The organism is Bacillus sp. GbtcB10, from assembly GCF_019091365.1.
In the GTDB taxonomy this organism is placed as follows: domain Bacteria; phylum Bacillota; class Bacilli; order Bacillales; family Bacillaceae; genus Bacillus; species Bacillus altitudinis.
Window position 1 is genome coordinate 611,456 of the sequence record NZ_JAGXJP010000003.1, and the last position, 26,165, is coordinate 637,620.

The window sequence follows — 26,165 nt, forward strand, 5'->3', positions numbered from 1 at the left end:
AAGCAAAAGAAAAAAACTAGTCATTTTTTGACTAGTTTGGCTGTTAAAAACATGATTTTACGTATTTAGTTGATCTAATAGCGCTTGCTGAGATTTCCAGCCATTTTCAGCAGATGGGTCATTTAAAAGCTGTACAGCTTTCAGCAAACTGCTTTTAGCTGGTGCGTCGGTTGTTTTGGCATTTTCAAGCTCAGAAATCAACTGAGTGACTTCTTTTTGATCCACATCTTCTCCTGCAATCACCTTAGAGGATAAGACAGATGCCTTCTCTATTAAACCTGTCAGTTCATCTGGCACTTGAAACGAGAGCTCTTTTCCTCCCCATGCTTCAAAGTGCTGATCGATCAATTTTTTCCCAACGGCACTTGTCATCCCTTGTTCTGTGGCAAGTCCGGCAATCACATAATATCCATCATCCATTGATACCTTTTTACCTGCATATCCTGCCTCTTTTAAACTGTCCACTAAGTCATCTGCTCCTTTTTCAGAAGAAAACTTTCCAGCCTGCACCACAAAGGTTGAAAAATGACCTGATGCACTTTTTTCACCTTCATTGTCCTTTGACGTATCTGCAAGATCAGCCGGTGGCGCATCTCCCCCAGCTTTCGCCGAAGGTCCGCTTCCAGATGCTGAGACGCTGATATGATCGCCTCCTGATGGATTGGCAGACCCATCTTTACTTAAACTTAATGCAAATACACCGAGGCCTGTCCCTAGAACGACTGCAAACACAATCGTAGTCATCACTCGTTTGAAGGGACCGCGATTTTTACTGAACTTCTGGTCAAAAGAACCTTTTTTCTTTTGATAAGGTGTGACGACCTTTGGATCCGAATGGTAAATGTGATCAGCTGCATCGTCCCATTGAAAATCTTCTTCTTTCGGTTTGGACGGTTCCTCCTCGGAAGCGGCTGTCTCCTGTTCCGACTGCCTCTTTTCCTCCCAGTTCGAAAACGTCACTTGATCCTCTTGCTGTTTTTGAGGTTGATGCTCTTCTCCATGCAGCATTTCTTCCTTGCCATTAATATTGACCTTTAACCCTTGTTTTTTTGCCTGCCTTTTTTTCACTGTCATTCCCCGCTTTCTGACATTGTTTGTAAGAAAGACCTTTCTGTCCAATGAAATAGCGCGAATGTAACCCGTCCTTCTTTCTGTTTCACACTTTAACATAGCCAATAAAAAAAAGAACAAGACTTTTGTCGGCAGGTTCAAAAAGTGTTCGCCAATTTTCTCATCCAAAAAAATCGCGAATTGGGTTTAACAGATCACCACAAAAAAGATAAAGCCAGAAAGAACAAGCGATGGCAGGAACAAAAGGAAAGGGTTCATTTGCCTTGTAAGAAAACACCTTTGCGTAAACCATTCCCGTGACAGACGAAAGAAAAAGAATGATCAGAAACGGCTTAAATCCGAAGCAAAATGCAAGCACACCAAATAGTTTGACATCCGCCCCCCCCATACTATTTGGCTTGAAATGTTCTAAACTATAAAACAAAAGAAGACAAATAAGAAGGGATGCCGCTCCTTCCCACCAAATAAAAAGCGGTTCTTGCGTGCGGTATATGACGAAAAGAGGAAAAAAGAAGAGAAAGAGCTCGTTTGGTACTCTCATATAAAAAAGATCGCTCACGACAGCAATCACGAATAAACTACATAGACTCACAAGAAAAAGGCCCTCAAAAGAGAAACCAGCATGTCTATAAACGAGTAAAAAAAGGACGCCTGTCAACAGCTCAACCAGTGGATAAAGCAAAGAGAGCCGGGTTCCACAATGCTTACATGACCCTTTCAATACAATATAAGAAACAAGCGGGAGCATGTCGTGAAAAGAAAGCGGCTCTTTACAAGCTCCGCAGTGTGAACGAGGAAAAAGAATAGACCGCTTCATTGGAAGCCTCTCACCAACTAGATGAAAAAATGACCCCATGACCATGCCTGTGAAAAACATAAAAAAATCAATCAAATTAGGTGACTCCTTCCGTAAATAGAATAGACCGGATTGTACCATAGCGATTCACCTTTGATCACCTTGCGAAAAAGTGATTTTCCCCCTCTCCTACATATCAAAAGAAAAAAGACGCACACTGCATAGAAGCAATGTGCGTCTTTTCCTTACTGTAAAATACGACTTCGTACATCTGAGATAAAATAAAGGGAACCTGTCACCAGAATCATTGCTGAAGGGTCATCTCTTTTCTTCTGAATGAAGTCAAGCACTGCACGAGGGTCTTCATCAAACGATTTTGCTTCTAAATGACTGCAATCATAAAGCTTTTCCGCTGACTCAGCTCTTGGAAAGTCAAAGGAAACAAAATGAATCGATGAACTAATCCTTTCAAGCTTTTCGATCATTTGTTTGTAAGGTTTATCTTTTAACGCACTAAAACAAACATGAACCTGTTTACTGGAAAAATGAGCTTGTACAGTTTCGATTAAACGGTCCATTCCTTCTTCGTTATGAGCACCATCTAAATAAACAAGAGGCTGATCTTGGATCTTTTCAAATCTTCCAGCCCACACCGCTTGCCGAATTCCTTCATACACTTGCTCATCTAGCACATGGATATATCCTTCTTGCTCCAGCCATTCGATCAGTAGAACGGCAAGGGAGGCGTTCTGCCTTTGATGCGTTCCGATTAACCCTGTCTCTAGCTGCGAGTACTCCCTTTTTGGGGTAGTGAATGTGAAGCGTTCACCTGTTTCAGTCGGCTGCTGGTCCTTAAAGGTACAAGTATCATGTAACGAGATAAACGGCGCATTCTTTTCTTCTGCTTTGTGTTGAATCACAGTAAGAGCTTCCGCTTGATGAACGGCCGTGATCATTGGAATCCCAGTTTTAATAATGCCAGCTTTTTCTGCTGCAATCTGATCAAGTGTGTCGCCTAAAATGGCCATATGATCGTGACCAATCGACGTAATTGCTGTTAAGATGGGCGCTGCCACATTTGTAGAATCAAGTCTTCCGCCAAGCCCTGTTTCCAAGAGGACAAAGTCTACTTGGTGCACATTGGCAAAATAAGCAAACGCACATGCTGTAATGATCTCAAACTCTGTTGCTGCACCAAGCTCTGTATCATCTAATTCATCAACTAAAGGCTTGATTTCGTTCACCAAACTCAGCCACTCTTCGTCCAAAATCGGCTCCCCATTAACACTAATTCTTTCATTGAACGTTAAAATAAATGGTGAGGTGAAGGTTCCAACTGAATAGCCCGCTGACTGTAAAATGGATCGAGTAAATGCAATCGTTGATCCTTTTCCATTTGTTCCAGCTACATGCACCGCTTTTATTTTTTGTTCAGGATGGTCTAGTCTGTCCATCAGCCATTTCATTCGTTCAAGTCCCGGTTTGACACCGAAAGCGAGTCTGCTATGAATCCATTCAATGGCTTCATGATAGGTTGTAAACAATGTCATCTCTCATTTCATACGAAATTTTCAAAAAAGACGACTCCAATTCATTAGGAGCCGTCTTTTCACTCTTATGCTTTCAGCTCTTCAATACGCTTTTGAACAGCTTCGCGTTTTGCGACATAATCACGTTCTTTCGCACGCTCTTCTTCTACGACACTTTCAGGCGCTTTTTTCATAAAGCCTTCATTGCCAAGCTTTTTCTGAACTCGTTCCACTTCTTTTGTCAGTTTATCAAGCTCTTTTTGCAGACGAGCAATTTCTTCATCTAAGTTGATTAAGCCTTCAAGCGGTAGAATGAGTTCTGCTCCAGAAATAACAGCCGTCATCGCTTTATCACTAGCTGGGACATCTGTGCCAATTTCAAGAACACTTGGATTCGTGAAGCGCTCAATATATGAACGATTTTTCTCTAAACGTTCCTGAACATCAGATGTAGATGCTTTAATGTAAAGCTCAACTTGTTTGCTCATTGGCGTGTTCACTTCACTGCGAATGTTACGAACAGAGCGAATCAGTTCAACAAGCAGTTTCATGTCAGCAGAAGCCTGTTCATTTGAAAGCTCCGGCTTCACTTCAGGCCATGCCGCTACAGTAATGGACTCACCTTCATGAGGTAGATGCTGCCAGATTTCTTCTGTTAAGAACGGCATAAACGGATGAAGAAGTCTCATCGTTTGATCTAATACATACGCAAGGATCGAACGAGTCGTTTTCTTCGCTGCTTCATCTTCTCCATAAAGCGGAAGTTTCGCCATTTCAATATACCAATCACAGAAATCATCCCAAATGAAGTTGTATAAGTGTCTGCCCACTTCTCCGAATTCATACTTGTCAGCAAGCTGTGTGACACTTTCAATTGTTTCATTTAAGCGTGTCAAAATCCATTGATCAGCAACTGATTTTTCTCCTGTCAAATCAAGCTCATCGTACGTTAAACCCTCCATATTCATGAGAGCAAAACGGGATGCGTTCCAAATTTTGTTCGCAAAGTTCCAAGTGGATTCAACCTTTTCAAAGCTAAAACGTAAATCTTGACCTGGAGAGCTTCCAGTCGCTAAGAAATATCTCAGTGAATCCGCACCGTATTTGTCGATGACCTCCATTGGATCAATTCCGTTGCCAAGTGACTTACTCATTTTACGCCCTTGTTCATCGCGAATAAGACCATGAATGAGGACGTCTTTAAATGGTTTTTCTCCTGTGAATTCAAGACCTTGGAAGATCATACGAGATACCCAGAAGAAGATGATGTCATAGCCTGTTACAAGCAGATTGGTTGGGTAGTAGCGCTTGAAGTCTTCACTTTCTGCATCTGGCCAGCCCATTGTAGAGAAAGGCCAAAGCGCTGAACTAAACCATGTATCAAGTACATCGTTATCTTGCTCCCAGTTTTCAATATCTTCTGGCGCATCAAGTCCCACGTATACTTCCTTCGTTTCTTTATGATACCAAGCCGGGATGCGGTGGCCCCACCATAGCTGACGAGAAATACACCAGTCACGGATATTTTCCATCCAGTGTAAATACGTCTTTTCAAATCGGTCTGGAACAAATTGAACTTGCTCATCACCTTTTTGCAGATTGATGGCTTCATCTGCAAGCGGCTGCATTTTCACAAACCATTGTGTTGATAAATATGGCTCCACTACAGCGCCACTGCGCTCACTGTGACCAACTGAATGCATGTGGTCCTCAATTTTGAACAAAATGCCTTCTTCTTGAAGATCTTTCACAAGCTGTTTACGACATTCGAAGCGGTCCATTCCTTTGTATTGAAGTGCGTTTCCATTCATTGTGCCATCTTCATTCATCACAAGAATGCGCTCTAGGTTATGACGGTTTCCAAGCTCGAAGTCATTCGGGTCATGAGCCGGCGTAATTTTTACAGCTCCTGATCCAAATTCCATATCGACATAGTCATCCCCGACGATTGGAATCTCTCGGCCTGTAATTGGTAAAACAACTGTTTTCCCAATCAAATGCTGATAGCGTTCATCTTCAGGATGTACAGCGACTGCCGTATCTCCCAGCATCGTTTCAGGTCTTGTTGTCGCAATTTCAATCGAACCTGATCCATCTGCAAGCGGATATCTCAAGTGATAAAACGCACCTTGTACATCCTTGTAGATGACTTCAATATCAGAAAGGGCCGTTTTTGTTGCTGGGTCCCAGTTAATGATGTATTCTCCGCGATAGATCAATCCTTTTTCATACAATTGAACAAACACTTGGCGGACTGCTTTATTCAAGCCTTCATCTAATGTGAAACGCTCACGCGAATAGTCTAGACCTAGACCCATTTTCGCCCACTGGCTGCGAATAAAATCGGCATACTCTTCTTTCCACTTCCACGTTTCTTCTACAAATTTTTCACGTCCGAGATCATAGCGGCTCACACCTTCTTCGCGAAGCTTCGCCTCTACCTTGGCTTGTGTTGCAATACCCGCATGGTCCATTCCTGGCAGCCATAAAACATCATAGCCCTGCATCCGTTTCATACGAGTCACGATGTCTTGAAGGGTTGAATCCCAAGCATGCCCTAAGTGTAATTTTCCTGTCACGTTTGGTGGAGGAATGACGACTGTATATGGATCTTTCGTTTTGTCATTTTGTGCTTCGAAGAATTTCCCTTCAAGCCAGTACGTATAGCGGTCTTTTTCAATCGCATTTGGATCGTACTTTGTTGGCATTTCTTGATTATTTGTTTCCATTTGTGTTACCTCCACATTTTTTCGGCTGATGAAACATAAAAAAAGCCTTCTCATCCTTATAAAAGGACGAAAAAGCTTTTTCGCGGTACCACCTTTTTTCACGAGACACTTAGACGTGTTCCGTACTCTCTAAAGGATAACGGGGATCTCCCGAATTTCTCTACTACATGTTTCAAGAAATTAAGCTCACAGGCGACCTTCCAAACAAGTGCATCCTAGAAAACCTTTCAGCTATTGGTTTCCCTCTCTTTAGGGTCTTGCTCGTACTCTTCCTGATCCACGCTTACGATATATCACGTTCATCAGCTTATACTCATCTTTTATTAATATTACTAAATGCCTTTTGTTTTCGTCAATCATCTTTTCCGCTTTTCTTCTTCTTTATACAAATTGGGCAGGCACCCTTTGCCTCTTTGCCCATATGATAATAACAAAATAAAGAAGGAGGGCGTTTTATTTTGAAAAAGATCAATCCTTACACACTCCCCCCATGGCTTAGACAAATTCGGGCAGTTGCCTCCCAAGTCGTTCTCCCGATTGCCATATTTCAAGGCTTTCGCACGATCATTTTTCCCACAACATTTGACGTCCTCATCTTAGGAATTCTTATATTTCTCGCCTGTGCCTTTCACCTTGATTGGTTTTAAGAGAGCTGAAAGCTGCAGGCTCACTCTTATGTATCGATTACCCCATGTTAGACATTTGACAGCAAACAACCTCGTCACTCTTCTGATGACGAGGCATTTTGTTCTTCTTCAAGGCGTCTAGCCTGCTCAATTTCGTGTATTTTCATGACGGTCGGCTCAGAATTTTTCATTTGCCAATACGCCCTTAACAGCTCCTGACAACTTTCCATCTCATCCTGTCCGCCTGCTTCATAGGCTTTCACCGTATCAAACAAACCCTGCGGATAAGCGAGGTAGCTCAAGAACAAATGAATCTCTTCCTCACGAAGTTTATTTCCCTTTTGATACGTATAAAACAAAGATGTGCATTCAGGACAAGGAGTAGGGTAGGTTTTGAATGTGCGATAGTAAAAGGTCAAAAGGTCATAAATGGGGGCAGCCTTTTTAGACCGCTCAAAATTGGTGAAATGTCCTGTACCTACATCATTGTACAAAAAGTGATGGATTGACAGTTGCCCATGGTTTAACACAATACGTGTCGTCTCTTGGTCTTTCATTTCCTCATGCCAATCCTCTAAACGTTCAAGTGCAAATTCACTTGCAGACATCGCTTCTGAAAAATACATAGCAGCAGCCAGCTCAAATGGCGACATATACCATGTTTGTTCTGCCCGCTCGATAAATCGTTCATACATGTCTTTCTCTGTTTCCCATTTGCTTTTCATTTGAGTGTAGTGAGCCTCTATTTCCTGCTCAGTAATGTCCATCATAACTTCTGTTCGTTTATGAAGTCTTGCAATCTCTTGAAATAAATATTCATGTTTATCGTCCTGCTCTTCTCTCTTTTCATTCGTCAGCCATGGCATGAGATAATACGTGTACTGGCTTTCTCGATGATTAGAGAAAAAGGAACCGCTCTTCGTGCGATAAATCGGCACAAAGGAGCGATAGCCTTTTGATTCTAGTTCAAGCATTTGCTCTGTAAACTGCATGTGTCGATGGGGTTTTACTCGCTTTAGTGCAAATACGCCCTGCTTTGTATACACTCTAACGACTGCTGGACTGACAGGTTCGATATATTCAGCCTCAAGCCCATATTCGTATAGGACAGATTGGATTTCATCCACGTTCTCTCACCACATTTTCTCGGTCCATCATCTCATACTATGCATTGCTTTTTTGATATTCAGGAATATAAAGAATCTGCCCTTCTTCAAGCTCTGCATCCACCGACAATGAATTCGTTCGAAGGAGCTGCTGCACATTCAACTGATATCGCTCACAAATACGATCGACCGTATCTTCTTGCTGAACTATACATATTTTCATGCGAGAAAAATCTTCCTCCTCCTGCTTAGCGAACAGCTTCGTTAAATAAAGAGAATTCTCACTGCCAGACGCTTCTCTCTGGTCATGTTCAAACTCCTCAGCTTCTTGAGCTGATTCATACACCTTTGGTGCTTCACGTTCATATAATCGTTCGAACTGATAGCTGTCATCCCGCTCTTCCTGCGTCTGTTCCATCTGATAAGCAGGTGATTCAAAGGCTGGATAAGCTGGCGGCTCTTCTTCTTCCTTGCTCTCTACTTCAGGGTCTTTCCTCACTTCCACCTCAAAGAACGTATCATCCCGCTCCTCTTCTTCTAACAGCTTAGGCGGGTCAAAGAATGGCGGCTCTTGTACTTGAGCTTCTGGGAAGGAACGATACCCAAGCGCCACGGCTTCTTCTTCCTCATATTCCTCCTCTTCTTCTGCTTCTTCCACCATCACCGTCTCGATGTCTATTTCATCCTCTTCTTGTTCAGTTCGCGCTTCATGTTGCATAACGGCCTGCTGTTCTGCATTTTCTTCATGCTCTTCACGTGGCAGCATTTCTTGCTCTTCATACTCAGACTGCGCCTGATATTCATAAGTGACATCGCCATATTCCTCTTCAGCACGATGGACAAATTCATATGGCTCTTCTACAAGCGGTTCAGGCGTTCCTTCATCTAACAGACCTTCAATGGCCAAATCAGCCTGAATCGTGAGCAAACGGCTTTCTGTCAGCTGGTAATCAAATGCATCAATAAACACAAATACATCATTTAAATGACTAATTTTGTTCTTGGGGATCGTGATATCCACCGGAAATTGATGCAGCAGCTCAGCCGTTCCGTCCTCTCTTACCTTCACCTCATCAGCCTGCCTGTATGATGCATAGGAACTGGATTCACCCATTAGCTCCTCTTGATTTATGTTGTATTCTCCTGTTAGCTCGAGTGAACCTCTAATGGAAACATAATCATTCACTTCTTGAACGAGAATGTCAGGATCGAGAGAAATTGACAGCAGCTCACTGACTTCCTGTCCGTTTTTGAAATAAATGGACTCTTCTACCGAAAACTGTAATCGATTGTTTTGAGACAAGTCGGTGTCCTCCTTTCATCTAATCCTTCAAAATAAAATTAGATGTCAATACAGGTGTATGAAGGAGGCAGTGAAAATATGATTGGTTTTATGCAAAGCAAAAAGCCGATATGTCTCCATATCGGCTCAGCGTGTAGACAAACCCTCGCATTCGGTGTCAGTCCTGCGCGCTGGTGCTCACGAATGTCAAATTCGCTCCGCTCCGGTGCTCGTCCTTCCTAGACTGCAAAGGTTTTCTTTCACGCTGAAAAGAAGACAAAGGGCTAAAATAAAGTTCATTTTAACCCTTTGTCAACGATCTAAGCCGATATGTCTCCATATCGGCTTTTGGTTACTGAGCTAATTTTTGAAATACCTTTTCAACTGTCTCAATTGTATACTCGATGTCTTCATCCGTATGAGCAGTTGAGAGGAACAGCCCTTCGAATTGTGAAGGTGGAAGGAAGATGCCGTGATCAGCCATTTCCTTGTAGAATTCAGCGAATAAAGCGAGGTCAGCTGTTTTCGCTGTATCGTAATTGACGACTTGTTCGTTTGTAAAGAAGAATCCAATCATGGAACCTGCACGGTTAAATGTTAATGGAATCCCATGTGCTTTCGCCGCTTTTGAAATGCCTTCTTCCAAACGATCTCCTTTGCGTCTAAACTCTTCATAAGACTCAGGTGTCAGCTGTTTTAATGTTTCAAGACCTGCTGTCATCGCAAGCGGGTTACCGGATAACGTTCCTGCTTGATAAATCGGGCCGCTTGGCGCAATTTGTCTCATAATGTCCGCTCTACCGCCATAAGCACCAACTGGCAGGCCGCCTCCGATGACTTTACCAAGACATGTCAGATCAGGCGTAATGCCAAAATAGCCTTGGGCACAATGATAATCCACACGGAAGCCTGTCATGACCTCATCAAAAATGAGTAAAGAGCCATATTGCTCGGTGATGTCTCTCAATCCTTGCAAGAAACCTTCTTGCGGAGGGACAACCCCCATATTTCCTGCAACTGGTTCTACAATGACACCTGCAATGTCGTCTCCAAATTCTTCAAAAGCGACTTTGATGCTTTCTAAATCATTGTATGGAACGGTGATCGTATTGCTTGCTGTACCTTCAGGGACACCAGGGCTATCCGGAAGTCCAAGCGTTGCCACACCCGAACCAGCTTTAATGAGCAAAGAATCACCGTGGCCATGATAACAGCCTTCAAATTTCACAATTTTGTTTCTGCCTGTAAAACCACGTGCTAGACGAAGCGCACTCATCGTCGCCTCTGTTCCAGAGCTGACCATACGAATGACCTCAATAGAAGGAACTCGTTCTGATACAAGCTTAGCTAATTCATTTTCAACTAAAGTAGAAGCGCCGAAGCTTGTACCATGTTCAGCTACTCGCTGAATGCTTTCAACCACACGGTCATTCGTATGCCCTAAAATAAGCGGTCCCCACGATAAGACATAATCAATATATTCATTTCCGTCAATATCGTATATTTTTGCGCCTTTTCCTCGTTCCATAAAAATTGGGTCTGTATTGACTGATTTAAATGCGCGCACAGGGCTGTTCACACCACCCGGCATTAACTGCTGCGCTTCTTTAAATGCTTGCTTTGACTTTTCATAGCTACGTCCCATTTCAACGTCCTCCTGTCTATCCGTTCTTTATTCTGAGAGCCATTTTGCTGCATCTTTTGCATGATACGTAATGATTAATTCTGCGCCTGCACGTTTCATGCTAGTCAGCATTTCAAGAACAAGCTCTTTTTCAGAAATCCAGCCATTTTGAGCTGCTGCTTTCACCATTGCATACTCTCCGCTCACATTGTACGCAACAACAGGAAGTGTAAATTCATTTTTCACATCACGCATGATATCTAAGTATGAAAGTGACGGCTTTACGATCAGGAAGTCAGCGCCTTCTTCTACATCAGACTGCGCTTCTCTCAGTGCTTCTAAGCGGTTTGCAGGGTCCATTTGATACGTTTTACGATCTCCAAACTGCGGTGTGCTATGCGCCGCATCACGAAACGGACCGTAAAAAGCACTTGCATATTTCACAGCATATGACATGACAGGCACATGAACAAAGCCGGCCTCATCAAGCGCCTCACGAATTGCGATAACAAAGCCATCCATCATGTTTGATGGAGCAATGATATCTGCACCTGCACGAGCCTGACTGACAGCGGTTTTCGCTAAGAGCTGAAGAGATTCATCATTTAAAATTTCTCCATCTTCAACGATTCCGCAATGTCCGTGATCTGTATATTGGCATAAGCAAGTATCAGCAATGACCACAAGCTCAGGGAAATGCTTTTTGATTTCAAGCGTTGCTCTTTGAACAATCCCATGATCGTGATAAGCTTCACTGCCTACATGGTCTTTATGGTCTGGTACCCCAAAAACAATGATAGATTTAATCCCAAGGTCAACAAGCTCTTGGACTTCTTCTTTCACAAGATCAACTGAAATGTGATAGACACCCGGCATTGAAGGGACTTCTTTCCGGACATTCTCTCCCTCTACAAAAAAGATCGGATAAATGAAATCAGAGGGTCTTAAAAATGTTTCTCTCACCAATTCTCTCATTCCTGCGCTTGTACGCAATCTGCGGTGTCTGTTAAATTTCATCATTGGTTCAACTTCCTTTCAGATAAACGGCACATCAAATCAAGCATCCCGTCTATCGTATAAGTATCTGGGGTTTCAGAAGAAATCCCGTATTGAAGCAGCGCCTCTTGTGTAAGAGGACCGATGCTCACAAAACATGTGTCTGATGCAGCTAATCTATCGATATCAGCCTCCATGGCGTGCATAAAAGAATGAACAGTGGAGGAGCTAGTAAATGTAATAAAATCAAATGATTGCTCCATCATTGCCGACTTGAGTGCGATAATTCCGTCCTCATCCTTCACTGTTTCATATATAATCCACTCTTTTACGTCAATGCCAAGCGGAACGAGGGTATTCTTCACAACATCTCGTGACAGGTGGCCTTTTGCTACAAAGACACATTCTTCTGGATGTACATGTTCAATTAAAGCATCTGCCAGTTCTTCTGCTATAAAACGTTCTGGAACCACATCCACTTTTAAGCCGTGCTGCATCAGATAGGCAGATGTTTTTTCACCTACAGCCGCCACTTTCAAGTGGGATAAGCTTTGATGTAATTGATGCTTCTCTATATAACTAAGAAAAAAAGACGCACCATTTACACTCGTAAACACAAGCCAATGGCTTGCTTCTAAGTCTTCTAAAAATGCCTTCGCTTTTTCTTTTGTCAGCGTTGGCTCAAACCTGATAAGAGAGGTTAAAACAGCATGGCCGTTCAGCGCTTCAATTTTCTGCTGAAACGCACCCGCTTGACGTTCATTTCGAGTGACAAGCACCGTCTGTCCGTAAAGCGATTTGGCTATCGTCATTGGGAAGACAGATCCTTTTTCACCTTGTCGATCAAATCCTTCGCTCCCTTATCAGCCATCTGCTTCGCACATGCTGTTCCAATTGTCTCAGGGTCAGTTCCTGTTACGGTTTCTCGAATAATCGTATGCCCATCCGCAGATGCCACAAGACCTGTCAATTCAATTTCATCACGCTCATTCATCGTTGCGTAACCAGCGATCGGCACTTGACAGCTTCCATCCATTTGCTTAAGGAAGGATCTTTCAGCAAGGACCGTTTTCTTTGTATACTCATTTGTGAATTGAGCTAACAGCTGCAAGAGCTCTTCGTCATCTCCGCGGCATTCTATCGACAATGCGCCCTGCCCCACAGCAGGAAGGCAAGTATCAGGAGATAAAAATTCCGACACGACTTCTTGACTCCAGCCCATTCTAGACAATCCGGCAGCCGCTAGAATAATCGCATCATATTCTTCATTTTTCAGTTTTTCGAGTCTCGTATCAATGTTTCCACGGATCCATTTAATCTCAAGATCTGGTCTCTCCTGAAGAAGCTGAGCACTGCGCCGTAAGCTGCTCGTTCCCACAACCGCTCCCTTTGGTAGTTCATGAAGACGGAGATGATCCTTTGAAATCAATGCATCACGCACATCTTCACGCTCAGGAATACAGCCGATGACTAAACCTTCTGGAAGAGAAGCCGGCATATCTTTCATGCTGTGTACCGCCATATCGATGTCATGGTTCAGCATTGCCTGTTCAATCTCTTTAACAAACAGACCTTTTCCGCCAACCTTTGATAAGGTCACATCTAAAATTTGATCACCCTTTGTCACAATCTCTTTAATTTCAAAAGAATAAGAAGGGTTTAGTTCAGACAACTTTTGAATGACCCATTTTGTTTGTGTAATCGCAAGTTTGCTTCGTCTAGAACCTACTTTAATTGTTCGCATTACGTCTTCCTCCCGACAATGCCCTTAAGACTCATCATTATTGAAACCAATGAAAGGTTGATAAGCTACCAAGCAGAAAATAATTGATCATCAGCACAAGAAATGAAGCGACATTCCATCGCGCCACGATTTTGCCCTGCATATTTCTCACAAGTCTAATGTATAAGTAAAAGCCGTATAAAAACAGCATAATAAACGAACCGAGCACCTTTGCATCTGTCCAGTACAACGTATCATACGAAATATATGCCCATATAATGCCAAGAATTAAACTAAGCAAGAGCATCGGTACGCCAATAATATTTAAGACATACGCCATATGATCAAGCTTTGATAAATCTTCAATTCTCAAAAGCCATTTTCCCCATTTTTTCTTTTTCAGCAAACGATATTGAAATAGATAGAGGAGTGAAAAAGCAAATGAAAGTGAAAAAGCGCCGTATGATAAAATGGCCATCGTAATATGAATGACGAGCAGCTCACTCGTCAGCTTTCCTGTCAGTTCGGCAGAATGAAGATCGGATGGTGTAAAGGTGTGAATCGCCATCATGGAAAAACCAATCACATTTGTAAAAAAGACAATAAATTCAACACGTAATACTTTTGTCAAAACAAGTGACAATGTCACAAGCACCCACGTATAAAAATATAACCCCTCTGCTACATTCAACACAGGGAATCGGTCTGTTTCCATCATAATATAAAACATGTAGACTGTTTGCAGCAGCCAGACAATAGAAAGCAACCAGAAAGCCATTTTTCCAGCCTTCCGGTTGTGTTGAAGAAAATCTATGAAATAGAACAAGACACTGAGTGCATAGATCAAGATCGTCGCTTCACCTAGTCTCGCTACAATGGATTCCATCATCGCCTAATCACTCACTGGCAACTGTAGCAAGGCCTTGTGCCATATTTGTTTTAAACAGCTGAAATGCCCCTTGCTCCACCTGCATCGGCTCTGCCTTTTGCTCTTCATCTTCAACCTGTAAATCAAAGATTTCTTTAAAGAGTAAAAGTTTTTCCTCTGCATTCGGCTCCCCGGCAATTTCTTTGGCCTTTAAGATAGGATCTTTCAGCATTTGATTGATGATGCTTTTCGTATGTTTATTTAACAGCTTCATTTCACGATTTGTGAGGTTTGGAAGCTTTCGTTCGATGCTTTGCATCGTATCCGCTTGAATTGAGAGTGCTTTTTCTCTTAAAGCAGAAATCACAGGAACCACTCCGAGCGTATTCAGCCATTGCTTAAATTCCACAATTTCAGCTTCGATGAGAAGCTCCACCTCTTCAGCTACTGCACGGCGCTCTTTCAGGTTAGCTGCCACAATGCCCTCAAGATCATCAATGTCATACAAAAAAGCACCTTCTACTTCAGAAATAGCTGGATCTAAATCACGTGGTACTGCAATATCCACCATGAATAGAGGTCTGCCTTTTCTCTGTTTGTTCGCTTTTTCGACCATTTCTTTTGTAATCACAAATTGTTTAGCCCCAGTAGAGCTAATTAAAATATCCGCTTCAGATAAAGTTTTTTCTAATTGATTCAAGCTCTTAGGCTCTCCTGAAAAACGGCCGGCCAGTTCTTTGGCCTTTTCAAACGTTCGATTGATGACTGTTACCTGGCCAATCCCTTGACCTTGAAGGTTTTGAGCCGCCAGCTCGCCCATTTTACCCGCACCAAGAATAAGGACATGTTTATCAGAAAGACGTCCAAAGATTTTTTTGGCAAGTTCCACTGCCGCATAGCTGACAGATACAGCATTAGACGCAATATCTGTTTCCGCATGAGAGCGCTTCGCAACTGTTACCGCCTGCTTAAACAAATAATTGAAAACGGTACCAATGGTCTTCTCCTCTTGAGCGACTTTAAAGCTTGAGCGCACTTGACCGAGTATTTGTGTTTCACCAATGACCATAGAATCAAGTCCACAGGCAACTCGGAATAAATGCTCAACCGCTCCATCATTTTCATAAAACTTCAAATATGGAGAGACATCTTCTTTTTCTAAACCGAACCAATCTGCTAAAAATCTTTTTATATAAAACCGACCAGTATGAAGCTGATCTACAACTGCGTAGATCTCTGTTCGATTACATGTTGAGATGACGATATTCTCTAGAATGCTTTTTTCTTCTTTAAGCTTGGACATCGCTGTTCCGAGCTCGCTCGGTTCAAAGCTCAGCTGTTCCCGTATCTCAACAGGGGCTGTTTTATAATCTAAACCCACAACAAGAATATGCATAACTTCAGCTTGCACCCCCAACGCCCTGTCTAATTTATAATAATTATAATATAGAATTTATTATTTATAATGATTATAACATATATTCATTTTTAACTGGATAAAAATTGTGAACAGATTTCAAAAATGTTGTGATATAGTAGAAAAATGTTCGACATCGAATGCCATATCATCACTTCAAGCAATTTACCAGATTTGGCGCGTGCGGACAAATGATCTGCTTATAAGAAGGTGACATCTTTGAAGAAGAAATCTATTTTGCTGCCGCTCACTTTGCTGGCTGTAGCGCTATATGCCATTCTCTCAGGAGATCAATTTGACATTTGGAAAGATCAGGAGAAATGGTATACACTTGTACTACTTTTTGGCCTTGCTTTCTTATATCAAGGAAAGAAGGAACAGGAAACCTCTCATGTGTTTATCGGTATGCTCATGACAGGCCTTGCGCTACACTTTATCCTTCAGCCGAAATTAGAACACTGGCCAGATACATTTACGATGATTGTGTTCATCGTCGGCCTCGCACTTTTGATGAAATCATCACAGAAAAAGGAATATCGAATAGAAAGTGTTGTTCTCATTGCACTCGGTCTATTCCTTTATTTCTTTCAACAAATTACGAAGCAACTTAGCACACTTTCGATCCCTACTTCCGGTTTTGAATTGTACTGGCCATATGTATTGATTGCCGTCAGTCTCCTCTTATTATTTTTAAAAAGGAAATAACTTATACAATAAAAAGGCATCTGCATATAGCAGATGCCTTTTTTTAGCTGTTAATCTTCGCAAGGATCGCATTCCAGGCTTCGTCTTTTCCCTTTTTTGTTTCAGAAGAGAAAAGGATTAATTCATCTGAAGGGTCAATGTCGAGTGTCTGTTTGACGACTTTCGCATGCTTTTCCCATTTGCCTTTTGGAATTTTATCGGCCTTTGTCGCAATAATGATCACAGGAACTCCATAATATTTAAGGAATTCATACATGTTCACATCATCTGCGGATGGCTTATGACGCAGATCCACAATTTGGACGACTGCTTTTAACTCTTCACGCATTGTAATATACGTTTCGATCATTCTCCCCCATGCTTCGCGCTCTGTTTTTGATACTTTTGCAAAGCCATAACCTGGGACGTCCACAAAATGGAGCATATCATTAATAATGTAAAAATTAAGCGTCTGGGTCTTTCCTGGTTTAGAAGACGTACGCGCTAAATTTTTCCGATTAATCAATGAGTTAATGAACGAGGACTTTCCAACATTTGATCGTCCAGCAAGTGCGATCTCAGGCAGTCCCCCGCTCGGGTACTGCTCTGGTTTCACCGCACTAATGACGATATCTGATTTTGTTACTTTCATCTTCCCTCTCCTACTAACGCTTTCTCAAGCACCTCATCTAAATGTGAAACCGGAATAAAAGTTAATCCTTCTCTCACACTTTCAGGAATATCATCAATATCCTTCTCATTGTCCTTTGGAAGAATAATCGTTTTCAGTCCTGCACGATGTGCGCCTAATGCTTTTTCTTTTAATCCGCCAATCGGAAGCACTCTTCCTCTTAACGTAATTTCTCCTGTCATGCCAACCTCTTTTGAAACAGGACGTCCTGTGAGTGCTGATACAAGAGCCGTCGCAATGGTAATACCAGCTGATGGCCCGTCCTTTGGAACCGCACCCTCTGGAACATGGATATGAATATCGTGCTTTTCATTAAATTGAGGATCAATGTTCAGTTCATCTGCTTTTGAACGGATATAACTGAATGCCGCCTGCGCAGATTCTCTCATGACATCACCGAGCTTACCTGTTAGCAAAAGCTTGCCTTTACCCGGCGAGAGTGAGACCTCAATGGACAAGGTGTCTCCGCCAACTGTGGTATATGCAAGGCCTGTGACAACGCCGACCTGATCTGTCGTTTCCGCCTGACCATAACGGTAAAGTCTTTTTCCGAGGAATTCAGATAAGTTCTTTTCCGTCACTGTGATGCGTTTGCGGTCTTCAGCCACAATTGCTCTTGCTGCTTTTCGGCAGATCGCCGCAAGCTGACGCTCTAACCCGCGGACTCCTGCTTCTCTCGTGTAATAGCGAATCATATCGTAAATCGCTGCTTCACGAAGCTGCAAGTTCCCTTTCTTTAATCCGTGCTCCTTTAGCTGCTTCGGCAGAAGGTGATCTTTCACAATTTCTGCTTTTTCAACTTCCGTATACCCTGCAATCGTGATAATCTCCATTCTATCACGAAGTGGACCTGGAATGGTTGCTAAATTGTTGGCAGTTGCGATAAATAACACTTGAGACAAATCAAATGTCTCTTCAATATAATGATCGCTAAAATTATGATTTTGCTCTGGATCTAACACTTCAAGCATCGCAGAAGACGGATCTCCCCTAAAGTCAGAAGACATTTTATCAATTTCATCTAAAAGAAAGACCGGATTCATTGTGCCCGCCTTGCTCATCCCGCGAATGATACGGCCAGGCATCGCACCTACATAGGTTCTTCGATGACCACGGATCTCAGATTCATCACGTACACCGCCAAGAGAGATACGGATAAACTTTCGATCAAGTGATTTGGCAATGGATTTAGCAAGTGACGTCTTCCCTACCCCAGGAGGTCCTGCCAAGCAAAGAATCGGTCCCTTTAATGAATTTGTTAGTTTCTGAACAGCAAGATATTCGAGTACCCGCTCTTTTACTTTTTCAAGCCCGTGGTGCTCGTCATCTAAAATTTCGCTTGCAAGCTTTAAATCTAGACGATCTTCTGTATAAGTGCCCCACGGCAGATTGATCAGCCAATCAATATAATTGCGAATGACAGAACTCTCAGCAGAGCTTGAAGGGATTTTTTCATAACGGTTCAGTTCTTTTAAAGCCGTTTCACGAACGGAATCTGGCATGCCGGACTCTTCAATTTTAGCCATAAGCGTACTGACTTCGCCTGTTTTCCCCTCTTTGTCTCCAAGCTCTTTTTGAATAGCTTTCATTTGTTCGCGCAAATAATATTCTTTTTGCGTTCGCTCCATTGAACGTTTGACACGCTGGCCAATTTTCTTTTCAATCTCTAGCACTTCTTTTTCATTGTGAATGAGACTGATGACCCGATTCAACCGTTTTTTGACATCGACTGTTTCCAGCACTTCTTGCTTGTCTTTTAATTTCAAAGGAAGGTGGGAAGCGACGATATCCGCCATTCTTCCAGGTTCTTCAATATCCGTCACCGTTGCATATGTTTCAGCTGAGATTTTTTTTGAAATTTTTATGTACTGATCAAAGTGATCTAACAAAGTGCGCATGAGTGCTTCTGCTTCTGCGTCCTTTAATTCTTCTTCTGTCAACTCTTTAATATCGACTGACGTATAGTCTTCTAGCTCCATGTAGGATTCGATCTGCGCTCGATTTAAGCCTTCGACGAGCACACGGATCGTTCCATTTGGCAGCTTCAGCATTTGTTTAATTTTTGTGTAGGTGCCGACTTTGAAAATTTCCTCTTCACCTGGTTCATCTATTGAAATTTCCCGCTGTGTTGCTAGAAAAATCATATGATCGTTCATCATGGCCTGTTCTAATGCTTGAACAGACTTTTCGCGCCCAACGTCCAAATGCAAGACCATTGTTGGATAAACAAGCAAGCCTCGCAGTGGAAGGAGCGGAACATTCTTTTTGATTTCATCTGCCATGTTGATAGACACCTCCGTCACTAGTATGAATCATTATAATATACCTGTTTCAGTCTTGTACAATGTAAAAGACTTGAGAAATGATGATCTTACCGTAGTATACCCTTTCTTTTTATCTTGAAAAAGAAAAAAAGATCTATTTCACTAAAAAATCCCCATATGAGATGGGGATTAAACAGATTTCCTTTTCATTTCTTCTTCTAGTCCATCTTTCTTCTCATCTGGCGGATTGACCAAACACTGATCCAGCACTTCTTGGAAATGCTTCACAGGCACAATCGTCACCCCTTCAATCTCTTTTAAGATCGACTGCTGGTTGTCATAAGGGATGATCACTGTTTTGACACCCGCTTGTTTGGCTGCCTTGATTTTTGGTATGACACCGCCAATCGGCTTCACCTGACCTTGTAATCCAATCTCACCGGTCATCGCCGTTAAATGATCAATCGGGATTTGATGAATGGCTGAGAAAATGGCTGTGGCCATCGCAATTCCAGCAGACGGCCCATCAATCGGGGCACCAGCCGGAAAATTAATGTGGATATCATATTCATTTGTTCGTATGCCTAAGTTTCGAAGCACGGTTAAGACATTTTCAACTGAGCCCTTCGCCATACTTTTCCGTCTGATCGATTTAGACTGATTGCCGATGCTTTCTTCTTCCGCAATACCTGTAATATTGATACTGCCTTTTTCAAGCGCTTTACAAATGTTCACTTCAATTTCAAGCAGAGCCCCGCTGTTCGGTCCATACACGGCAAGACCATTTACTACTCCTACCTTTGGCTTTTCCGGTACTTTTTGTTCATATCTTGGTGTCAGCTGGCTTGAATGAATGACCCATTCTACATCGGCGATCGTAATATCTTTTCGGTTTTCAGTGACAGCCATACCTGCGGCGATCTGTACCATGTTGACCGCTTCACGTCCATTTTTCACATAAGATGTTAACAGGTTCAGTCCTTCGTCACTTAATTCCTTCTGTATTTTCTCGACTGCTTTAGCTGCAACAATTTTCAGCTCATGCTGATCCAAATCCTTGAAGAAAATCTCCAAACATCTTGATCGAATAGCCGGCGGAATTTCGTCTGGTGTTCTTGTCGTGGCGCCAATCAGTCGAAAATCAGCGGGTAACCCATTTTGAAAAATATCATGGATGTGATTCGGGATTTGCGTATTTTCTTCACTGTAATAAGCACTGTCTAAAAACACTTTTCGATCTTCTAGCACTTTGAGCATTTTGTTCATTTGAATCGGATGCAGTTCTCCAATTTCATCGATAAAGAGAACGCCGCCATGAGCATGTGTGACGGCTCCTTGTTTCGGCTGCGGAATGCCTGCCTGTCCCATGGCCCCTGCTCCTTGATAAATGGGATCATGTACGGAACCAATCAAGGGGTCTGCGATGCCTCGTTCATCAAATCTTGCCGTTGTGGCATCAAGCTCAACAAATACTGCATCTTTTTTAAATGGTGAATCAGCGTGACGCTTCGCCTCTTCCATCACTAGACGAGCAGCAGCTGTTTTTCCAACACCAGGCGGCCCGTAGACGATGACATGTTGCGGATTCGGTCCACACAGGGCAGCTTTAAGTGCACGTATACCATCTTCCTGCCCTACAATATCTTGAAACCCCTTTGGCCGGACTCTCTCTGATAAAGGTTCACTCAGTTTAATGGATCGCATCTTTCTGAGTGCTTCCATTTCTTTTTTTGATTCTTTATCGATCGTCACCTTTTGTGTGCGCTGATTTTTCAGTAAGTTCCAAAAGTACAACCCGATGACGATACCAAAGAACAGTTGTATGAATAATACGATTCCTGTCCAGCTCAATCGGTGCTCCCTCCTTCATCTATCGTTATGTATTGGTTTCTGTCTGCTAGTATTTCCTAGAGCTGGACGGAATAAACACAACTTCCACGATAAATAAAAAACTCCTGAATCAAACGATTCAGGAGTCATCAAACGGGCTTATGCCGATGTTTTTGTATCTTTATTCACGACTGTACCGTCTTTTAAGACAAGACGAGGCGGCTCACCATCAGCAACCGTTTCACCAGTAATGACACATTTCTCAATATCATCACGAGATGGAAGATCAAACATCACATCAAGCATGATGCCTTCAATGATGGAGCGAAGACCACGAGCTCCTGTTTTACGCTCAATTGCTTTTTTCGCAATTTCGCTAAGAGCATCTTCTTCAAACTCAAGCTCAACATCATCAAGCTCAAGCATTTTTGTATATTGCTTAACGAGCGCATTTTTAGGCTTCGTCAAGATTTCTACAAGTGCTTTTTCATCTAACGGCTCTAGGCTTGCAATAACCGGAAGACGACCGATGAATTCTGGGATTAAACCGAAGCGAAGTAAGTCTTCTGGCAGAACTTTTGATAGAAGGACTTCTTTTTCAAGATCTTCAATTTTATTTTCCGCACCGAATCCAATGACTTTTTGACCTAGGCGGCGTTTGATGATTTGCTCAATGCCGTCAAAGGCTCCACCACAAATGAAGAGGATATTTGTTGTATCAATTTGAATGAATTCTTGATGAGGATGCTTACGTCCACCTTGAGGCGGTACACTAGCGACTGTTCCTTCAAGAATTTTCAAAAGGGCTTGCTGTACACCTTCCCCAGATACATCACGAGTGATAGAAGGGTTTTCTGATTTTCTTGCTACTTTATCGATCTCATCGATGTAGATAATGCCTTTTTCAGCTTTTTCTACATCATAATCTGCTGCTTGGATCAGCTTTAGTAAAATATTCTCTACGTCTTCCCCAACGTAACCTGCTTCTGTTAAAGACGTCGCATCTGCAATCGCAAATGGAACATTTAAAATACGTGCAAGCGTTTGAGCAAGTAATGTTTTACCGCTTCCTGTAGGTCCAATCATAGAAATGTTACTTTTCGAAAGCTCAACATCATCAATCTTACTGTTGGAATTAATCCGCTTGTAATGGTTATAAACCGCTACAGCTAAGGATTTCTTCGCATTCTCTTGTCCGATGACATATTCATCAAGAATTTCCCGGATTTCATGAGGTTTCGGAACATCCTTGAATTCAACTTCTTCCTCAGTACCGAGCTCTTCTTCAACTATTTCCGTGCAAAGCTCGATACATTCATCACATATATATACGCCAGGTCCTGCGACCAGTTTACGCACTTGATCTTGCGTTTTTCCGCAAAACGAGCATTTTAATTGACCTTTTTCCTCGTTGAATTTAAACATTCTTTCACCCCTTATTCTTCTTCACTTGCCTGTAGCTAACAGTCAGCTACCCTTCTGGGTCCAGTATGTATGCATTTTACCATACTTTCCTAAAAGACGGTAATGATGTGTTTGTAACACTGCACATTGAGATATGTATGACAGAAAGATGCGACTTACACTATCGTTTCCAAAAGAAGCGATGATAAGTCAAAAATTGTACAAAACAAGGCACGAGTCACTCGCGCCCTGTTTTATTATTATGCACCATATTAACGGTTTTCTACAAGAAAATCAATTGCTTTACGAACTTTTAAATCTTCTTTCATTGCTTCAGTAGAACCGATCGCTTGTTTGATATTTTCAACTGGCATGTTGTATGCTTCAGCCATTTTTGAAAGTTCTTCTTCCACTTCTTCATCAGACACTTGTAGGTCTTCTGCAGCAGCAATTGCTTCAAGAGTAAGATTAGATTTTACGCGTTTAGCAGCATCTTCTTTCATTTGCTCTTTTAGCGCATCTTCATCTTGTCCAGAGAACTGGAAGTAAAGCTCAAGGTTCATCCCTTGCATTTGAAGACGTTGTTCGAATTCTTTCATCATGCGGTCTAGCTCAGTGTCAACCATCGCTTGAGGAACGTCAACTTCCGCATTTTCAGAAGCTTTTGCTACTAGCTCTTCACGAAGTTTGCCTTCTGCTTCGTTTTCTTTTGCTTCTTCAAGACGTTTCTTCGTTTTTTCAGTTAATTCAGCAATCGTTTCAACTTCTTCATCAACATCTTTAGCGAACTCATCGTCAAGTGTTGGAAGTTCTTTTGCTTTGATTTCATGAATTTTTACTTTGAATACAGCTGGTTTACCTGCAAGGTCTTCAGCATGATATTCTTCTGGGAATGTCACTTCAACGTCTTTTTCTGCACCTGCTTCAAGACCAACCAATTGCTCTTCGAAACCAGGGATGAATGAACCAGAACCTACTTCAAGAGAGTAGTTCTCAGCTTTTCCGCCTTCGAATGCTTCTCCATCAACGAATCCTTCGAAATCTAGAACAACTGTATCGCCGTTTTCGATTGCGCCTTCTTCTTTGACAACAAGCTCAGCTTGACGGTTTTGCATAGCTTTTAACTCTTCTTGGACATCTTCATCAGATACAGATGTGTCGTCTTTTTCTACGTTAAGACCTTTGTAGTCACCAAGTTTTACTTCTGGCTTCACTGTTACTTTTGCAGTGAAGATTAAGCTTTCGCCTTTTTCGATTTTCTCAACATCGATTTCAGGGCGGTCAACCGGCTCGATACCAGCTTCGTCGATTGCTTTTGGATATTCAACTGGAAGAAGAATATCTAGTGCATCTTGATAAAGAGATTCTACTCCAAAACGCTGCTCGAAAAGACCACGTGGTACTTTCCCTTTACGGAATCCAGGGATTGATACTTGCTTAACTACTTTCTTAAATGCATCATCAAGTGCTTTGTTAAATGTTTCAGCGTCAACTTCTACTGTTAAGACACCTTCGTTACCTTCTTGTTTTTCCCATTTTACTGACATGTGTGTTTCCCTCCAAAAATCTATTCAGATTGTGCGTTGTTACATTCTAAAGCATCATAAAGACTTCGTCCAATCAAAAACCACGCACTCCGCTAAAGAAGCGGTCTTATGTATACAACATTTGACTTGATTATACATAACGTCTTTCAACCGTTGGAATCTTACAACCGCACGATATATGCACAAATACAACCATTATATTATAACATAACAAGTCCGTCTTTCAACTAAATCGACAAATTACAAATAAGAAATTTCTTCAATATCTTTCAGCATTGTACAAGCTTCTCTCAGCTCTCGTTCGTTAAAATCATACAATAAATGCAATTCTTCGAGATCAATCTCGATCCCATGCATTTCATAGCCGACTTTATGAAGTGCCGCAGCCCAAAGATTCGGATCCGTATATTTAGGAAGAAATGGATATAGCACAAATAAGTGCCGGCGCCATAACTCTTCAACTCCTTGGTAAAGGGTTGGGTTCTCATTGCCGAGTGTGTCATCGAGCTTTCGAAGGACTTGCTGAAGCAGTGGCATTTGCTCTGGCTTGACAGCCTCAGAAGGAACAAGCGTTAAAGAATCACCGAACTTCGTCACATGAACCGGCTTTGCCACATCATGATCTGACAGAAGTTGCAGGATCAATGATTTGACCAAAGGGTTTCCATCAGGCTTTTGTAGGATCGTATTTAATAGACCCATATGCGGCGTGATGTTTCGGTCTTTCAGCGAATGGATGAACTGCACCTGCTCTTCTGGCCGCTCGAGCATTTCATCTATATTGATTTCTCCGCTGCCTTCCTCGTCTTCGTCTAAAATCTCTTCTGGTGATTCAATCATCTTTCTGCTAAATTCAAGCAGTTTATAAAAATGCTCCGCGCTTTCTGCTGGAAGGTGATTTTCTTCAAGGACAGCCTCAATTGTTTGTTTGACTTCCTCGTACTCTTTCAGCTGAATTAAGATGGTCATATATACTTGAAGCACAGTGAAATAGTGTCCATATCCTTCATGTAGCATCTTTTCACATACTCGCTTTGCATCCTGCAGCTCACCAAGCTCTAGAAAACAAATCGCCATACCGAGATGAATATCGGATTCTTCATCGTCATCATACGATTTCGCTTCTGAAAATAAGTGAAGCGCCTCTTGATACTGTTTATCTTTTAATGCTGCCATTCCTTTTTCAATCAGTCTTTCTTTCAGACCAGGAAACAAAATGACATTATCTTTCTTCTTGTCATGTTTCATGCTTACGTTCCTTTCGGGCGCATATTTTTTATCAGTTTACCAACGAAGGTTAGTAAACACAAGTAACGAGAGGTTTTCATGCAAAAAAGAAGCCGTCACACCACGGGGACGGCTTCTCGTTGTTTATGCACGCAGCCAGCTGCTACGTTTCTCTTCAAATGCTTGAATCTCATCTTCTAGTAACAATGTTAATGAAATCTCATCATAGCCATTCAGGAGCATTTCTCTCCAGTGTGGATCTACATCGAAAGGAGTAACATTCCCTTCATGGTCTTGAATCTGTTGTTTTTCCAGATCAACTGTCATTTCAAATCCTTTGTTTTCATATGATGCAGCAAACGTTTTCCACACATCATAATCAAGGCGGATTGGAAGCATCCCGTTTTTAAAACAGTTTTGATGAAAAATATCGGCGAAAGATGGGGCAATGACAATTTTGAAACCATAATCATCAAGTGCCCAAGGCGCATGTTCCCTTGATGACCCGCAGCCAAAGTTTTCGCCTGCGATCAAAATAGAGGCTCCTTCATAAATCGGCTGATTGAGTTCAAAATCTGGATTCGGACTACCATCTGCTAAATATCGCCAGTCAAAAAAGGCAAATCGGCCATATCCTGTTCGTTCGATTCTTTTCAAAAACTGTTTCGGAATGATTTGATCTGTATCTACATTTATACGGTTAAGCACAGCGGCTTTTCCTTTATGAGTGACTAAAGGCTCCATCTATGAC

General features: G+C 42.1%; 20 protein-coding genes, 1 pseudogene and 1 other annotated feature. Of the genes and pseudogenes, 2 read left to right on the forward strand and 19 right to left on the reverse strand.

Features of this window, described 5'->3' with window-relative positions; all coding sequences use genetic code 11:
* Positions 1-57 precede the first annotated feature (57 nt).
* The 4 genes from KVT11_RS13410 to KVT11_RS13425 form a co-directional block, all read right to left on the reverse strand.
* A complete protein-coding gene (locus KVT11_RS13410) occupies positions 58-1,074 on the reverse strand; it encodes an SPOR domain-containing protein (protein ID WP_046527137.1) in 1,017 nt (338 codons plus the stop codon).
* Positions 1,075-1,231: 157 nt separating this feature from the next.
* The gene (locus KVT11_RS13415) at positions 1,232-1,963 is read right to left on the reverse strand and encodes a prepilin peptidase (protein ID WP_210552106.1); all 732 of its coding nucleotides are present in this window, start codon (positions 1,961-1,963) and stop codon (positions 1,232-1,234) included.
* 149 nt (positions 1,964-2,112) lie between these two features.
* On the reverse strand, positions 2,113-3,417 hold the full coding sequence (locus KVT11_RS13420; protein ID WP_282598419.1) for a bifunctional folylpolyglutamate synthase/dihydrofolate synthase: 1,305 nt from the start codon (positions 3,415-3,417) through the stop codon (positions 2,113-2,115).
* 65 nt (positions 3,418-3,482) lie between these two features.
* Positions 3,483-6,125: a valine--tRNA ligase gene (locus KVT11_RS13425; RefSeq protein ID WP_108611472.1), complete on the reverse strand. Its 2,643-nt coding sequence runs from the start codon at positions 6,123-6,125 to the stop codon at positions 3,483-3,485.
* A gap of 59 nt (positions 6,126-6,184) precedes the next feature.
* Positions 6,185-6,414: a binding site (T-box leader), on the reverse strand.
* A gap of 169 nt (positions 6,415-6,583) precedes the next feature.
* On the opposite strand from KVT11_RS13425, the gene KVT11_RS13430 reads away from it, so the two are divergent.
* A complete protein-coding gene (locus KVT11_RS13430) occupies positions 6,584-6,772 on the forward strand; it encodes a hypothetical protein (protein ID WP_003216497.1) in 189 nt (62 codons plus the stop codon).
* A 74-nt stretch (positions 6,773-6,846) separates the two neighbouring features.
* On the opposite strand, the gene ysxE is transcribed toward KVT11_RS13430, so the two are convergent.
* The 8 genes and pseudogenes from ysxE to hemA form a co-directional block, all read right to left on the reverse strand.
* Positions 6,847-7,878, reverse strand: coding sequence for a spore coat protein YsxE (gene ysxE / locus KVT11_RS13435; protein ID WP_008342818.1), 1,032 nt, complete (start codon positions 7,876-7,878; stop codon positions 6,847-6,849).
* An 802-nt stretch (positions 7,879-8,680) separates the two neighbouring features.
* Positions 8,681-9,160 (reverse strand): annotated as a pseudogene (locus tag KVT11_RS21580) (LysM peptidoglycan-binding domain-containing protein); the annotation flags it as partial.
* Positions 9,161-9,491: 331 nt separating this feature from the next.
* On the reverse strand, positions 9,492-10,784 hold the full coding sequence (gene hemL, locus KVT11_RS13445) for a glutamate-1-semialdehyde 2,1-aminomutase (protein WP_008342821.1): 1,293 nt from the start codon (positions 10,782-10,784) through the stop codon (positions 9,492-9,494).
* A gap of 27 nt (positions 10,785-10,811) precedes the next feature.
* Positions 10,812-11,783: a porphobilinogen synthase gene (hemB, locus tag KVT11_RS13450; protein ID WP_007501555.1), complete on the reverse strand. Its 972-nt coding sequence runs from the start codon at positions 11,781-11,783 to the stop codon at positions 10,812-10,814.
* Positions 11,780-12,571 carry a uroporphyrinogen-III synthase gene (locus KVT11_RS13455; protein WP_008342826.1) on the reverse strand — a complete coding sequence of 264 codons (792 nt, stop codon included), beginning with the start codon at positions 12,569-12,571 and terminating at the stop codon, positions 11,780-11,782. Before KVT11_RS13455 ends, hemB begins: the two co-directional genes overlap by 4 nt.
* Positions 12,568-13,503 (reverse strand): hydroxymethylbilane synthase, encoded by a 936-nt coding sequence (gene hemC / locus KVT11_RS13460; protein ID WP_116307233.1) that lies wholly within the window; start codon positions 13,501-13,503, stop codon positions 12,568-12,570. Before hemC ends, KVT11_RS13455 begins: the two co-directional genes overlap by 4 nt.
* 37 nt (positions 13,504-13,540) lie before the next feature.
* Positions 13,541-14,371, reverse strand: a complete 831-nt coding sequence (locus KVT11_RS13465) for a cytochrome c biogenesis protein (protein ID WP_008342830.1) — start codon at positions 14,369-14,371, stop codon at positions 13,541-13,543.
* 7 nt (positions 14,372-14,378) lie between these two features.
* Positions 14,379-15,746, reverse strand: a complete 1,368-nt coding sequence (gene hemA, locus KVT11_RS13470; RefSeq protein WP_024718410.1) for a glutamyl-tRNA reductase — start codon at positions 15,744-15,746, stop codon at positions 14,379-14,381.
* A 240-nt stretch (positions 15,747-15,986) separates the two neighbouring features.
* Here hemA and KVT11_RS13475 point away from each other — a divergent pair, with 240 nt between their 5' ends.
* Positions 15,987-16,472 carry a hypothetical protein gene (locus KVT11_RS13475; protein WP_024718411.1) on the forward strand — a complete coding sequence of 162 codons (486 nt, stop codon included), beginning with the start codon at positions 15,987-15,989 and terminating at the stop codon, positions 16,470-16,472.
* A gap of 43 nt (positions 16,473-16,515) precedes the next feature.
* On the opposite strand, the gene yihA is transcribed toward KVT11_RS13475, so the two are convergent.
* From yihA to leuD, 7 genes are all read right to left on the reverse strand, one after another.
* Positions 16,516-17,103 (reverse strand): ribosome biogenesis GTP-binding protein YihA/YsxC, encoded by a 588-nt coding sequence (gene yihA / locus KVT11_RS13480; RefSeq protein ID WP_007501562.1) that lies wholly within the window; start codon positions 17,101-17,103, stop codon positions 16,516-16,518.
* Positions 17,100-19,424 carry an endopeptidase La gene (gene lon / locus KVT11_RS13485; RefSeq protein ID WP_007501564.1) on the reverse strand — a complete coding sequence of 775 codons (2,325 nt, stop codon included), beginning with the start codon at positions 19,422-19,424 and terminating at the stop codon, positions 17,100-17,102. Before lon ends, yihA begins: the two co-directional genes overlap by 4 nt.
* 171 nt (positions 19,425-19,595) lie before the next feature.
* Positions 19,596-21,257, reverse strand: coding sequence for an ATP-dependent protease LonB (gene lonB, locus KVT11_RS13490; RefSeq protein ID WP_007501566.1), 1,662 nt, complete (start codon positions 21,255-21,257; stop codon positions 19,596-19,598).
* A 138-nt stretch (positions 21,258-21,395) separates the two neighbouring features.
* A complete protein-coding gene (gene clpX / locus KVT11_RS13495) occupies positions 21,396-22,661 on the reverse strand; it encodes an ATP-dependent protease ATP-binding subunit ClpX (RefSeq protein WP_017358145.1) in 1,266 nt (421 codons plus the stop codon).
* A gap of 251 nt (positions 22,662-22,912) precedes the next feature.
* Positions 22,913-24,187, reverse strand: coding sequence for a trigger factor (gene tig / locus KVT11_RS13500; RefSeq protein ID WP_025207732.1), 1,275 nt, complete (start codon positions 24,185-24,187; stop codon positions 22,913-22,915).
* Positions 24,188-24,427: 240 nt separating this feature from the next.
* Complete coding sequence (ddcA, locus tag KVT11_RS13505; protein WP_008342841.1) at positions 24,428-25,435, reverse strand: DNA damage checkpoint antagonist DdcA; 1,008 nt, start codon at positions 25,433-25,435, stop codon at positions 24,428-24,430.
* 123 nt (positions 25,436-25,558) lie between these two features.
* A complete protein-coding gene (leuD, locus tag KVT11_RS13510; protein ID WP_024718413.1) occupies positions 25,559-26,158 on the reverse strand; it encodes a 3-isopropylmalate dehydratase small subunit in 600 nt (199 codons plus the stop codon).
* Between the last annotated feature and the right edge of the window lie 7 nt (positions 26,159-26,165).